A 13,857-nucleotide genomic window follows, 5' to 3' on the forward strand; every position below is an offset into this window, starting at 1 on the left:
TGCTCATTGCCCTGACTTACTTAAGTTCTCAATCGAATTGATACCATCATACCACCAGAAACAAGGCTTGAAAAATTAAAAAAACTTATAGAATGTCATAAGTTTTACTTATACCCCTAGAAAAGTCCGTCATTACGGGCCTTACAGTATTAAGCCTAGTGATAGGATGGACCTATAAGGAGATTGAAAGTTCCTATCATACCTTAATAAGAAGAAATGACTAGCCCAAATAAGTACGCAAAATCTCTTTTTCCGCTTCCGTTAACGCTCGATAGGAACCTACTGCTATCCCTTCATCAAGCTTAAATGCTCCAAAAGAAATCCGCTTAAGATAGGTCACCTTGACCCCATAAGCCAAGAACATCTTTTTCACTTGATGAAACTTACCTTCCGAAATCGTGATATGAGCACTACTCTTGTCCCTCGCAGAACTTAGAATTTCTAGCTGAGCAGATTTACAAACAGTACCATCCTCAAAGACAACACCAGACTCAAAAAATGCAGGTGCATCAGGCCCAAGAACATCATTGACCTCAACATAATAAGTCTTAGCCACATGATAGCGGGGGTGAAGCATGGCAAAGCCCAGAGGGCCATTGTTGGTAATCAGCACCAAGCCCTCCGTGTCTCTATCCAATCGGCCCACAAGATAGAGACCGTCTCGCTGATCTTCAGGATTAATCAAATCAATGACTGTTTGGTGTTCCTTGTCCTTTCGAGCTGACACTACACCTGCTGGCTTATTCATGAGATAGTAAACTTCTGGCGTATGCTCCAGTTCCTTACCAGAAACCGTGATGGTTTGAAGACTAGCATCCACATTAAGATTATCTCGATCCGCCAAGATACCATCTACATAAACTTGACGGCTACGAATGAGCTTCTTAACCTGATTTCGAGAACCATAGCCTGCCTGTCCTAATAATTTATCTAAACGCATAGCCCTATTGTACCACGGATAAGCGTCGTCTAGCAGACTAAAAAGAAAGTACGACATAAGAAAGGTCTCAAAAGAACACTGTAGAAAACAAAAAGTCTACCTTAAAAGATAGACTTCTCACATTTTTAACACTTACACATTCACATGGAAGACATGCCCGACCAAGAAGGTCACAAGCATGGTCAAGAGTCCTACTGTCAAGTTACGCAAAATCGCTTGTTTAACAGGTGCTTTTCCGAGCTTGGCACTGATATATCCAGTTAAGAGCAAGGTAAGGGCAACCACGACCACTGTTACAGGAATACGATAAGGCTCTGGGAACAGCATGATAGCTAGGGCTGGTGGCAAGGAACCAACTGAAAAAGCCAGGAAACTAGATACAGCAGCATGCCATGGATTCGTAATTTCATCCAAATCCACCCCATATTTTTCCTCAACTAAGACCTTAATCGGATTCTTATTGAAGGCTTGATTAACCTTAACTTCAGCTGCTGTTTCGCAATCCCCCTGACTGAGGAAGGTTTGGTACAAACTCTCTCTAGCTGCTTCAGGTGAGCGTTCCAGGAGAGCTTCTTCCTTAGCGATGGCAGCTTCTTCGGTATCTTTTTGCGTTGAGACACTGACATATTCGCCACCGGCCATCGAAAAGGCACCGGCAAAAATGGCTGACAAGGCAGAAATCAAGATGAACCAAATGTTTGATGTCGCACTAGCCACACCGATAACCACTCCTGCAATGGAAATAATGCCATCATTGGCACCCAAAACACCTGCTCTCAAAATATTCAAACGCTCTGCAAAATTCTTATCTTCCAATTTATTTACTCCTTATTTAGAATGATTCTAAATAGTATTATAACAGTTATTTAGAATGATTACAAATAAGAAATCTAAAAAGTAGAATTTTTAAGGTTTACTCCAGTCACACGCAAACTCCAAAGCTAATAAAGCCACCTTGTCCTTTTCATCCAAGTCCATATGATTCATCAGGTTACGAGCGTCCCAATTACCTTCAGAAAGGTGATCCGCAGCATAGAAGAAGTGGCAGACCTCAACACCTCTAAACTTTGCTAAAGCTGCAACTGCAGAGCACTCCATATCCACACAAATGGCCCTTGCTGCCTTTCGAGCTTTGAGTTTAGCACTCGTCTCACGGTAAATACCATCAGTTGTCCAGACCTTGCCTTCCTTATGAGGAATCTGACGCTCATTGAGATAGGAACGAAAACAAGCTAAAACACCCACATTTACCGCAATCTCATTGCTAGCTTCCACATAGTGAAAACTCGTTCCTTCATCTCTAAGAGCATGACTAGGGATAATAATAGAAGTCTCTTTAATATCTTTATCAAGCACCCCACAAGTCCCAAAGAGCACCAGTTTATCAGTTCCCAAAGCAAAAATATCCTCTAAAATAGCCACACAGGCAGAGGCACCTACAGGTGCATTAAAAAGAGCCAACTCCTGCTCATCAATAACAAGCTTATATATCGGAATAGCCACATTCGCCATGGACGTTTCATAGATAAGTTCATGAGGAAACATCTCAAGCATTCGTTGAAAGGTCGAACGAGAAAAACAGGATACAGCTATTTTAGGAAACCCCTCAAGAGGCTCATTCAAGTCCTCGGGATTGATAATCGCTTGTCTATTGGCATCAAATTCAGTTAGTAGCATACGTGACCTCCTTAGTTTCAGGACCCATTATAACATAATAAAATCAGACCCAAGTCTGGTCTGATTCTAACACTATTTAGTCTTCATTCTCCAAATCGTCCAGCTGTTTTTCAAGACGTCTTCTCTCATATCTTCCCAGTGCTGTGAGAGCCCAATTCATAAAAAAGACAAAGGGAATATACAAAATATAAGTAAGTGGCCAAGCCATGAGATATCTAGGATCCAGGGGATTATTATGATAGACATTGTGGTTAAACTGATAGTTAGCTGACATTATCATAAGAGTGATAAGCGCAGTCACCAGTAAACAACCTAAGACTGTCATTCCGGAACCCCCAAATGTGTTAACACTAAGTCGTTCAGATCTATAAATAGACCAAATCCATGCTATAAATAATGGAAAGGCCAAGTAATTAGAGGTAATAACCCCCTTGTTAAAGAAGGAACTATAGACCAAGCACGCAAGCGTCCCAGCAATCATTATGTAAAAACATTCTGCACCAACTTTATTATTTAGAGCTTTTTCTCGTTCATCTGTAACTTTATTATTAACAAGCTTAAATTTCATCATCTTTACTTCCTTCCTAATTCTCCCAAAACAGTTGATCCAAGGTCCTGTCCAGTGTCTTGCAAATGGCAATGCATAAACCTAGGCTGGGATTGTACTTTCCAGCTTCAATCAACCCTATGGTTTGTCTTGTTGCACCTACCGCTTCTGCCAAGTCACCCTGGGTCATATCATGCTCTGCTCGAGCTGCTTTTAAGCGTAAATTCTTTGCCACATGCCCCCTCCTTTTCATCTTATCTGATATTATCGTCGACATTGATTAGGTTCACCATCTGTTTTCATCTTAATTATACACTATATATTTCTAATTGCAATATATATCTGTTATTATTTTAGAAATAAATTGCAAAATAAAAAACCGAGATTTCTCTCAGCTTCTTCACTATTTAAACTTAAGCAGGGGTTACATCCAAGCTTTCACCAATTGCCGCAAGACGTTCGACAACTTCTTCTTGTCTCAAACCATTTTCAGAGACATAACGGTTGCGTGGGTGAACACGGCATTCATGTGAGCAGCCACGGAGGTATTTATCTTCATTTTCCTCTGAAGCAAGGATACGACGGTTACAGAATGGATTACCGCAGTTGACATAGCGTTCGCAAGGCGTCCCATCGAACCAATCCTTACCGACAACGACAGGGTCTACATGGTTGATATCAACGGCAATACGCTCGTCAAAGACATACATCTTACCATCCCAAAGCTCCCCTTGAACCTCTGGATCTTTTCCGTAAGTCGCGATACCGCCATGCAATTGACCAACATCTTTGTAGCCTTCACGGACCATCCAACCTGAGAATTTCTCACAGCGGACACCACCAGTACAGTAAACAACCACGCGCTTGTCCATGAACTCTTCTTTATGGTCGCGGACCCATTGTGGCAATTCACGGAAGTTACGAATGTCTGGACGAATGGCTCCACGGAAGTGACCAAGGTCATACTCATAGTCGTTACGTGTATCGAGGACAACAGTGTCCTCATCTAAAAGGGCGTCTTTAAACTCCTTTGGTGACAAGTAAGCACCCGTTGTTTCAAGCGGATTGATGTCGCTGTCAAAGTTATCATCCTCTAAACCAAGGTGAACGATTTCCTTCTTGTAACGAACAAACATCTTCTTGAAGGCTTGCTCTTCTTCCTCATCAATCTTGAACCAAAGGTCCTCCATACCTGGAAGGCTGTGAACGTAGTCCATGTATTTTTGAGTGGTTTCATAGTCACCAGAAACCGTTCCATTGATTCCCTCGTCAGCGACCAAGATACGTCCTTTCAGACCGATTGACTTACAGAAAGCCAAGTGGTCAGCCGCAAATTGCTCAGCATTTTCGATGGGAAGGTATTTATAATAAAGCAATACTCGAATAGGTTTTGCCATTGTATGTCCTCTTTCTTTATGAAATATCTATATCTGTTGTTTGATAGTCAAAGTCAACTTAACTATTATAGCGCTATCAAAGAGAGCTAAGCAATTGATTTGCTTGGAAGTGACTTTTCACAAAAGAAAAAGCTGAGCGCCAAATAGCTCAACCTGTTTTTTTCTATACTCGCCTCTTCTTGACTCATGTATTATCTTACAATTTTGCAGCAGCTGCCTCATCCAAGATAAGAGTCACATCTGGATGATTTTGCAAGACACTAGCTGGTACTTCCTCTGTCACAGGACCCTTGACCATTTTGAAAATGGCATCTGCCTTCTTGTCACCATAGGCAAACAAGATAATCTTCTTAGCAGCCATAATGGAAGCAATTCCCATTGAAATAGCCTTCGTAGGGACTTGGTCACGACTGGCAAAGAAACGGCTATTGGCTTCAATGGTGCTGTCCGTCAAGTCGACCACATGAGTTTGACTATCAAAAGGTGTACCTGGCTCATTAAAGCCAATATGCCCATTACTTCCGATTCCTAGGATTTGCAAATCAATGGCATGTTGTGCCAAGACGTCATCATAATCCTTAGCCGCCTGCTCCAAGTCCTCAGCCATACCGTCAGGCAAGAAGCTCTCCTTAAATGGCTTGGCATCAAAGAGTTGAGCCTTCATAAAGGCATGATAGCTCTGCTCATGGTCTGGTGCTAGTCCGACGTACTCATCCAAATTGACACTATAAAGCTCCGAAAAATCCACGTCGCTTTCAACCATCTCTTGGTAAAGAGCGATAGGTGAACTACCTGTCGCCAAGCCCAAGGTTTGAGCACCTGCTGCAAGGCTCTCTTTAAGAAGATCAAAGGCAACTTGTCCTCCCTCAACTTGATTCTTAACTAAAATCTTTTTCATTCTATTCACCTCGATATTGGTATATACCATTTTTCTTTATTATCTCTTTTTTTAACCTTTTTGTCAAGCGCTTTCACTCAACTCCTTTAATGACTGTCATCCTATATCGTGCTATAATAAAAAGGCTGAAAATTTTTAAACGAGGAAAGAAATGAATACAAACGATTTTGATTTTGAACTACCAGAGGAACTGATTGCCCAAACCCCATTGGAACAACGTGATGCCTCTAAACTCTTGGTCATTGATCCTGTAACCAAGGAAATGACTGATACCCACTTCGACCACATCATTGACCAGCTTAACCCTGGCGATGCCTTGGTCATGAACAATACGCGCGTGCTTCCTGCCCGCCTCTATGGTGAAAAGCCTGATACCCACGGCCATGTGGAATTTCTCCTTTTGAAAAATACCCAAGGGGATCAATGGGAAGTTTTAGCCAAACCAGCCAAACGCCTTAAAGTAGGTGCTAAAGTCAGTTTTGGTGATGGCCGTTTGACTGCCACTGTTACTGAGGAACTAGATCACGGTGGACGAATCGTAGAATTTAACTACGACGGTATCTTCCTTGAGGTTTTGGAAAGCTTGGGTGAGATGCCATTGCCACCTTATATCCATGAAAAATTGGAAGACCGCGACCGTTACCAAACAGTCTATGCCAAGGAAAATGGCTCTGCCGCTGCTCCAACAGCTGGCCTCCATTTCACTCCTGAATTACTTCAAAAGATTGAAGCTAAAGGCGTAAAATTGGTCTACCTCACCCTCCACGTTGGACTGGGAACCTTCCGACCTGTTTCTGTTGAGAATGTCGACGAACATGAGATGCACTCAGAGTTTTACACCCTCAGTCAAGACGCTGCCGATACCCTTAATAGCGTCAAAGCCGCTGGAGGCCGCATCATTGCAGTAGGAACTACTTCAATACGAACACTTGAGACAATCGGCAATAAATACGATGGTCAACTCCAAGCCGACTCAGGCTGGACTAATATCTTTATCAAACCAGGCTACCAATTCACAGTCGTAGACGCCTTTTCAACCAACTTCCACCTTCCAAAATCAACTTTGGTCATGTTGGTTTCAGCCTTTGCTGGCCGTGAATTTGTCCTCGATGCCTACAAACACGCCGTCCAAGAACGCTACCGCTTCTTCAGTTTCGGAGATGCCATGTTCGTCACACGACCTGCTGAGAAATAAATATTAATTTTGAGACTTCTCTCACTGGGGAAGTCTCTTTTATTGCTCGTTAAAATCAGCAAAAATCCACCAGTTATGAACTGATGGATTATTTTGTTTATTTCTCTGCAAACTGGCTATTATACAAATCGTAATAGAAGCCTTTATCTGCAAGAAGGGATTCATGGTTCCCTTGTTCGATGATTTGACCATCTTTAAGGACCAAAATCTTGTCTGCCTCTTGGATAGTTGACAGACGGTGAGCAATGACAAAGCTTGTTCGACCCTGCATGAGAGTCTTCATAGCCTTTTGAATCAAGAGTTCCAGACGGGTATCAACTGATGAGGTTGCCTCGTCCAAAATCAAGATTTTAGGATCAGCCAAAAGCGCACGCGCAATGGTCAAAAGTTGCTTTTGTCCCAGTGAAATGTTACTTGATTCCTGGTTCATTTCCATGTTGTAACCGCCAGGTAGCGTACGGATAAAGTGGTCCACATTGGCAGCCTTAGCGGCTTCAACAATTTCTTCATCAGTTGCCTCAAGATTACCAAAACGAAGATTTTCCTTGATAGTTCCTTCAAAGAGCCAAGCATCCTGAAGCACCATACCAAACTGTTTACGATAATCCTGACGTGATAAGTTACGAATATCATGACCATCAACCGAGATAGAACCAGCCGTCACATCATAGAAACGCATGAGAAGATTGATAATCGTTGATTTTCCGGCACCAGTTGGGCCGACAATAGCGACCATTTCGCCAGGATTGACTTCAAGATTAAAGTCACGAATCAAAGGTTTATCAGCCACATACTGGAAGTCTACATGCTTAAAGCTAACCTGACCGGTCAAATCTCCTTCAAGCACTTCAGTAGCATCATTAGCCTCGTCTGGTTCATCCATCAGTTGGAAAATACGGTCCAAAGAAGACTTAGCACTCTGCAATTGTCCAGCTAACTGAGTCAAGTTCTGAATAGGTTGATTAATCTGCCAAACGTACTGAACAAAGGCCTGCATATTACCAATCGTCAAGCGACCAGCCAAAACTTGCAAACCACCTAGAACAGCGACAATGAGATAGGTCAAGTCAGATAAACCATTAAGGACAGGCATCATGAGGCCTGAAATGAAATTGGCCTTAAAACCTACCTTCTGAAGGTCTTCCGTAATCTCTTTAAAGTCGTCTAAAGATCTATCCTCACGGCCAAAAAGTTTAAGCACATTGAAACCAGTCAGATTTTCCTGAACAAAACCATTAAGAGTACCTAGAGCATCAGCCTGCTGCTTAAAGTAAGGTTGAGACTTACTCATGATAAAACGGGCACCAAAGAAAGTAATGGGAATAGTGACGACAACTATAGCTCCCAATTGAAGATTAAGGTAAAGCACTGTTCCAATAACTAAGACTAGAGTAAAGACGGCATTAACAATCTGCAAGAATGACTGCTGCAAGGCATTAGATACTGTCTCAACGTCACTAGTAAAGCGGCCCAAGAGGTCCCCAAACTGGTGCTTATCAAAGTATGACACTGAGGTACGATTGATTTTATCGGTCATCTCATTTCGCATATCTTGAACCGTTGCTTGCACAGCATTGGTCATGAAATAGTTGGAATAGTAGGCAGCCAACTCATAAATAAGACCACGCAAGAGATAAACAACCAGAACCAAACCAACATAGGATACATTGATATGGGCGCCTTCTACCCCCTTAATGATATCCAGCGTATTTTTGGTCAGCTCTGTAATAGCTAAACCAATGACTACGGGTTCAATGACACTCATGATGACACTAACAATTTTCAAGAAAATGGCTAGGTAAAGTGGGAAACGATAAGCCTGCAAGTATGACCAAAGACGGCCAAAACTTGAGGAATGGTTTGTTTTCTTTTTATTATTCTTCATTTTGACCTCCTTCTAGTCTTCCGTAAGACTCTTTTGATTCAATTGTGAATTAGCAATTTCACGGTAAATATCATTGCTTTCCATAAGCTCTTCATGACGGCCACGACCAACGATTTCACCTTCATCCAAAACAATGATTTGATCAGCATCCATGATAGTTCCCACACGTTGGGCTACAATCAGGACTGTCGCATCTTGAGTCACTTCTTTTAGACGACGGCGCAAGGTCGCATCAGTCTTGTAGTCCAAGGCAGAGAAGGAATCATCAAAGATATAAAGATCAGGACGTTTAACCACCGCACGTGCAATTGACAAACGCTGCTTCTGTCCACCAGAAAGGTTGCTACCACCCTCAGCCAAATGAGAATCATAGCGTTCTTCCTTACTTTCGATAAATTCCTTGGCTTGAGCCACATCAGTAGCTTGATTCAATTCTTCATGACTGGCATTTTCCTTACCATAACGGATATTTTCACCGATAGTTCCAGTAAAGAGTAGAGCTTTTTGTGGAATAAAGCCAATCTTACGACGAAGAGCCTTAAGATTGTAATCACGGACATCTACACCATCAACAAGAATGCGTCCAAGTGTTACATCATAAAAGCGTGGAATCAACTGTACAAGTGATGATTTTCCTGAACCCGTTGATCCGATAAAGGCAATGGTTTCACCAGGTTTTGCCTTGAAAGAAATGTTGTGTAGGACAGGACTTTCAGTTTCACCAGGATAGGCAAAGGTCACATTGTCAAATTCCAAATATCCCTTAGTCTCGGTTTCTGTCACGCCATCTTCATTTGGATTGATAGAAATCGGCATGTCCATAATTTCCTGCAGACGTTCACTAGATACCGCTGTACGAGGATACATGGTAAAGAGATTGGCTAGGAAAAGGAAGGACAATAGTGCATGGAAGCTGTACTCAATAAAAGCAACCAAGTCACCGATTGCTAAAGTCCCAGAACCTAATGGCTCAAGAGCAAACCAAACAATTGCCACAATCATAGCGATGATGATTTGCACAAAAAGTGGCTCGGTCAAACCAGTTAATTTAAAGAGCTTGTTTGAATTATCCGCATAGACAGCATTTTCAGAAGCGAACTTCTTCTCTTGAAAATCTTCTCTAGCGAAAGCTCGGATGACACGAAGTCCAGTCAGATTTTCACGAGCATACTGGTTAATCTTGTCGAGAGTTGCCTGTTGTTTTTCAGAAAGCGGACGCGTTTTTACCGCCACATACCAGACTACTACGGCTAGGAAAGGCAAGGAGATTGCCACAATCCAAGCCAAAGATGGACTTGTCGTCAAAATCAAAAAGACACTGGAAACCATCATCAAAGGAGTGATAACCCCTAGCTTAAGAACCTGATCCGCAAACTGCATAAGCACAAAAGCATCTGATGTAATACGAGTCACCAAAGAGGATACCCCAATCTGCTCATACTCGTAGTGGGAATACTCCTGAAGCTTAGCATAAATGTCATTACGCATGACTTGCACCATAGTAGTGGTCAACTTACCAACCGCATAGGACAGAAGTATACGACCAACAATCCCAGTCAAAACTACACCAAACATGACCCAAGCATAAGCGTAAAGCTTATCAACATCACCACGGTTTATTCCCTCATCAATCATTCTGGCAAGAACCGTCGGCAAACCCAAGTTAGCAATAACAAATAAAATGGCCGCCGTAAAATTCATTGCTAGCCACTTAGGATAACGTCTGAGATAAGACCAAATATAAGCCATAAATTTCTCCTTTTCTTTTTAGCATTTACCATACCTTTAAGATTTTTATAGTTATTTACAACCACTAAAGCCGTAAAAGACACAGAAAAAGGGCGTGACAAGCACGCACATCACCTACATTCTAACAAATGAAAATATTAAAAGCAATAGAAAAAACCAGAGCTGATGCCCTGGTTTTCTTTATTAAGCGACTTGATATGTTCACGGATAAAAAGAGGTTCACCAAGTTCCTGCTCCAAATCTTTTAACTGACGACTGAGTGTCGGCTAAGTAATCATCAGCTTCTCAGCTGCCTTGGAGATACTCCCCTCCTCAGCAATAGTAATAAAATAACGAAGCACTCTTAACTCCATGCCATCCTCCTAATTTTCCTCATAAGATTTAAACGGTTGATTCTTCTCAGGATATCGGTCTGGTGTAATGGCGAGTCCCATTTGCTCTTTTTCGTGATATAACTCTTTCATAAGCGACCACATCATCAACACTAGTACTATAGAAAATGGAAAAGCGACAATAATGAGCGTGTTTTGTAAAGCTGTCAATCCACCAGAAAACATGAGTGCAATAGCAATCAAGGCCAGCATGACACCCCAAATCACCTTTTTACGATTACTTGGATTTAGATTGCCATCTTCAGACAACATGGCCAAAACATAGGTGGCAGAATCCGCCGAGGTCACAAAGAAGGTTAAAACTAAAATAATTGCCAGGAGTGAAAGGACACTTCCCAGAGGATATTCATTAAAAGAGGCAAAAAGAATTTCTTCTGTGGCAAAACGTATCAAATTAACCCCCGAATCTTGTAGTGAAGTAGATAAGGTACCAAAAGCAGAAAACCAGATAAAACTAAGGACTGTTGGTGCCAAAAGCACTACTGTCAAAAATTCGCGAATAGTCCGACCTTTTGAGATACGGGCAATAAAGACGCCCACAAAAGGTGACCAGGAAATCCACCATGCCCAGTAAAAAATGGTCCATTGGTTAATCCAAGCCCGCTTGGTCTCATCAAAAGCCGCCGCCCGAAAACTCATACGGAAGAAGTTTTGAAAATAAAGGCCGATAGAGTCTGTCATGGTGTCAAATATCTTAACCGTTGGCCCCAAAACTATGACTCCAGCAAGCAAGACAATAGCTAAAATCAAGTTTGTATTAGATAGGATTTTAACACCCTTTCCTAAACCTGATAAGGCAGAAATAAGAAAAAGAATTGTCGCAATGATGATAATGATGACTTGCACAAGACTATTATTAGGAATACCAAAGACATAGGAGAGACCACCATTGATTTGTGAGGCACCAAAGCCGAGCGTTGTCGCTACCCCAATCACTGTCGCAATAATGGTGATGGTATCGATAATGGTTGCTATTGGTCCGTCCGCATATTTTCCAAAAAGAGGCTTAAAGACGACTGAGAGCTGATATTTCTCCCGTTTACGAAAGCCAAAATAAGCCAAAGACAATCCCACCAGGGCATAGACCGCCCAAGCATGAAATCCCCAGTGAAAAAAAGTAAAACGAAAAGCATCTGCGAGAGCATCCGCACTGCCTATTTCTGCATTGGGCGTCGAGATAGCAAAGTGACTCAAAGGCTCTGCTGCCCCATAAAAGACCAGACCAATCCCCATTCCAGCAGAAAACATCATAGCAATCCATGACGTCGTCGAATGCTCTGGCCGACTCGTGGGATTACCCAAGCGAATCTGCCCTATCGGACTTACAATTAAAAAGACACAAAAAATTAAAATCCCCGTAACCAATAACAAGTAAAACCAGCCAACACTAGTTGTTAAGAGATTTTTTAAGTAAAAACTAATATTTTGAAACTGCTGGGGAACAAAGAGCCCTAACAAGACTAAAATAAATATGATGACGAGTGAAAGCTGAAAAACTTTTGTTATTTTAGAATACTTCACCATTTTACCTCCTTATGTGTTCTTAGTTATAGAAAGTTTTTGAGAAAACTTAAAATTCTATATGGTTTCATTGTAACACAATTGTTTAATTTATACATATAACAACCGAATTCATCAAATCAGATTAAACCTGTTTGTTCCATTTCATTTACCAGTTGAGTTGCTTTTAGATTATCAACTCCCATGATGGTCATGATATGGCTCTTCACGATTTGACGTGATGACTGTTCTTCCTTTTGCATAATTACCTCCAAAACGCAAAAAAAAGGGTAGACAATCTAGTGTCTACCCCCGATAGTTTATTAAAACAAAAATCCTGCCAAAGAATTTTTGGCAGGATTTTTGGCAGGAAACCAAATCAATTTATCAGTTTCTATCAATCGCTTATCGTAAAAAAAAACCAGAGCTTATGCCCTGGTTTTCTTTATTAAGCGACTTGAGTCGTTACCTTATTATTTAAGAGTAACTGAAGCTCCAGCTTCTTCAAGTTTAGCTTTGATTTCTTCAGCTTCAGCTGCAGCAACACCTTCTTTAAGAACTGATGGTGCACCGTCAACGATAGCTTTAGCTTCTTTAAGACCTTCGCCTGTGATTTCACGTACAACTTTGATAACGCCAACTTTTTTGTCGCCTGCAGATGTCAACTCAACGTCGAATGAATCTTTAGCAGCACCAGCGTCAGCAGCACCAGCTGCAGCAGCAGCTACAGGAGCAGCAGCAGTTACGCCAAACTCTTCTTTGATAGCTTTTACAAGGTCGTTCAATTCAAGGATTGAAGCTTCTTTAATTTCAGCAATAATGTTTTCAATGTTCAATGCCATTGTGATTTCCTCCAAATGTGTTTTTTAATATAATTTTTTAAACGTAGCTTAGGCTACGAGTTGTGAAGATGGGCTTACGCAGCACCGTCTTCTTTGCTTTCTGCAACCGCTTTGACAGCGTATGCAACGTTGCGCACTGGCGCTTGAAGTACAGAAAGGAGCATAGAAAGCATACCTTCTTTGTTTGGAAGTGATGCAAGAGCGTTGATTTCTTCGACTGAAGTGAACGCGCCGTCAACAACACCACCTTTGATTTCAAGAGCTTCTGCGTCTTTAGCAAATTCGCTAATAACTTTCGCTGGTGCGATAACATCTTCGTTTGAGAATGCTACGGCAGATGGACCAACGAAGAGTCCTTTAAGGTCTTCAAGACCTGCTTCTTCAGCTGCACGAGTCAAGATTGAGTTTTTGATAACTTTAAATTCAACGCCTGATTCACGAAGATTACGACGAAGAACTGTATCTTGGTCAACTGTAAGTCCACGAGAGTCAACAACAACGATAGATGCTGCTGCTTTCATTTTCTCAGCGACAATCGCAACCTGTTCAGCTTTCTTAGCAATAATAGCTTCACTCATTAGTAGTTTTACCTCCGTTTTTATTTTTGGGCTAGGCACAAAAAAATCGTACCTAAACCTAGACACGAAAGTACAATACGTTCCAAAAAAATAGTTACGTTTTGTGCCTCGGTTGGATGTTTATGAGTTTAACTCCCCAACTGTCTTAGGTCAGTTTTTTCAAACCTCATTTATAATATCATGACCTAAATCAGACGTCAAGAAAAAAATGCAACTTTTTTTGATTTTTTTCGCTATCTTTTTTGAAAAGCATAAAA

At 41.5% G+C, this 13,857-nt stretch carries 14 protein-coding genes, 1 pseudogene and 1 other annotated feature; of the genes and pseudogenes, 1 reads left to right on the forward strand and 14 read right to left on the reverse strand.

Annotation, left to right across the window (positions count from 1 at the left end):
- Nucleotides 1-220: 220 nt before the first annotated feature.
- The 7 genes from V471_RS10215 to V471_RS10245 all read right to left on the reverse strand — a co-directional run bounded on the left by V471_RS10215 (nt 221) and on the right by V471_RS10245 (nt 5,459).
- Complete coding sequence (locus tag V471_RS10215; RefSeq protein ID WP_049529392.1) at nt 221-940, reverse strand: 16S rRNA pseudouridine(516) synthase; 720 nt, start codon at nt 938-940, stop codon at nt 221-223.
- A 132-nt stretch (nt 941-1,072) separates the two neighbouring features.
- Nucleotides 1,073-1,756: a VIT1/CCC1 transporter family protein gene (locus V471_RS10220; protein ID WP_049529393.1), complete on the reverse strand. Its 684-nt coding sequence runs from the start codon at nt 1,754-1,756 to the stop codon at nt 1,073-1,075.
- A gap of 90 nt (nt 1,757-1,846) precedes the next feature.
- A complete protein-coding gene (locus V471_RS10225) occupies nt 1,847-2,617 on the reverse strand; it encodes a nucleoside phosphorylase (RefSeq protein WP_049529394.1) in 771 nt (256 codons plus the stop codon).
- Between the two features lie 76 nt (nt 2,618-2,693).
- Entirely contained in the window at nt 2,694-3,188 is a 495-nt protein-coding gene (locus V471_RS10230) for a DUF6773 family protein (RefSeq protein WP_049529395.1), read from the reverse strand.
- A gap of 13 nt (nt 3,189-3,201) precedes the next feature.
- Entirely contained in the window at nt 3,202-3,399 is a 198-nt protein-coding gene (locus tag V471_RS10235; protein WP_014633454.1) for a helix-turn-helix transcriptional regulator, read from the reverse strand.
- A 178-nt stretch (nt 3,400-3,577) separates the two neighbouring features.
- Nucleotides 3,578-4,561 carry an oxygen-dependent tRNA uridine(34) hydroxylase TrhO gene (gene trhO, locus V471_RS10240; RefSeq protein WP_084871491.1) on the reverse strand — a complete coding sequence of 328 codons (984 nt, stop codon included), beginning with the start codon at nt 4,559-4,561 and terminating at the stop codon, nt 3,578-3,580.
- Between the two features lie 196 nt (nt 4,562-4,757).
- Nucleotides 4,758-5,459: a glucosamine-6-phosphate deaminase gene (locus tag V471_RS10245; protein WP_060971296.1), complete on the reverse strand. Its 702-nt coding sequence runs from the start codon at nt 5,457-5,459 to the stop codon at nt 4,758-4,760.
- Nucleotides 5,460-5,610: 151 nt separating this feature from the next.
- On the opposite strand from V471_RS10245, the gene queA reads away from it, so the two are divergent.
- The gene (queA, locus tag V471_RS10250; RefSeq protein WP_084871492.1) at nt 5,611-6,654 is read left to right on the forward strand and encodes a tRNA preQ1(34) S-adenosylmethionine ribosyltransferase-isomerase QueA; all 1,044 of its coding nucleotides are present in this window, start codon (nt 5,611-5,613) and stop codon (nt 6,652-6,654) included.
- A gap of 97 nt (nt 6,655-6,751) precedes the next feature.
- Here the strand turns inward: queA and V471_RS10255 are convergent, their stop codons facing one another.
- The 7 genes and pseudogenes from V471_RS10255 to rplJ form a co-directional block, all read right to left on the reverse strand.
- The gene (locus V471_RS10255; protein ID WP_060973332.1) at nt 6,752-8,539 is read right to left on the reverse strand and encodes an ABC transporter ATP-binding protein; all 1,788 of its coding nucleotides are present in this window, start codon (nt 8,537-8,539) and stop codon (nt 6,752-6,754) included.
- A gap of 12 nt (nt 8,540-8,551) precedes the next feature.
- On the reverse strand, nt 8,552-10,288 hold the full coding sequence (locus V471_RS10260) for an ABC transporter ATP-binding protein (RefSeq protein WP_084871493.1): 1,737 nt from the start codon (nt 10,286-10,288) through the stop codon (nt 8,552-8,554).
- A gap of 197 nt (nt 10,289-10,485) precedes the next feature.
- Nucleotides 10,486-10,641: pseudogene (locus V471_RS11255) on the reverse strand (LysR family transcriptional regulator); the annotation flags it as partial.
- A gap of 9 nt (nt 10,642-10,650) precedes the next feature.
- Entirely contained in the window at nt 10,651-12,204 is a 1,554-nt protein-coding gene (locus V471_RS10270) for a BCCT family transporter (protein WP_064524851.1), read from the reverse strand.
- 116 nt (nt 12,205-12,320) lie between these two features.
- On the reverse strand, nt 12,321-12,443 hold the full coding sequence (locus tag V471_RS11345) for a hypothetical protein (RefSeq protein ID WP_002269975.1): 123 nt from the start codon (nt 12,441-12,443) through the stop codon (nt 12,321-12,323).
- A gap of 210 nt (nt 12,444-12,653) precedes the next feature.
- The gene (rplL, locus tag V471_RS10275) at nt 12,654-13,022 is read right to left on the reverse strand and encodes a 50S ribosomal protein L7/L12 (protein ID WP_084871494.1); all 369 of its coding nucleotides are present in this window, start codon (nt 13,020-13,022) and stop codon (nt 12,654-12,656) included.
- 74 nt (nt 13,023-13,096) lie between these two features.
- A complete protein-coding gene (rplJ, locus tag V471_RS10280; RefSeq protein WP_004183007.1) occupies nt 13,097-13,600 on the reverse strand; it encodes a 50S ribosomal protein L10 in 504 nt (167 codons plus the stop codon).
- A 31-nt stretch (nt 13,601-13,631) separates the two neighbouring features.
- Nucleotides 13,632-13,768: a sequence feature (ribosomal protein L10 leader region), on the reverse strand.
- Between the last annotated feature and the right edge of the window lie 89 nt (nt 13,769-13,857).

The organism is Streptococcus salivarius, assembly GCF_002094975.1.
In the GTDB taxonomy this organism is placed as follows: Bacteria; Bacillota; Bacilli; order Lactobacillales; family Streptococcaceae; genus Streptococcus; species Streptococcus salivarius_D.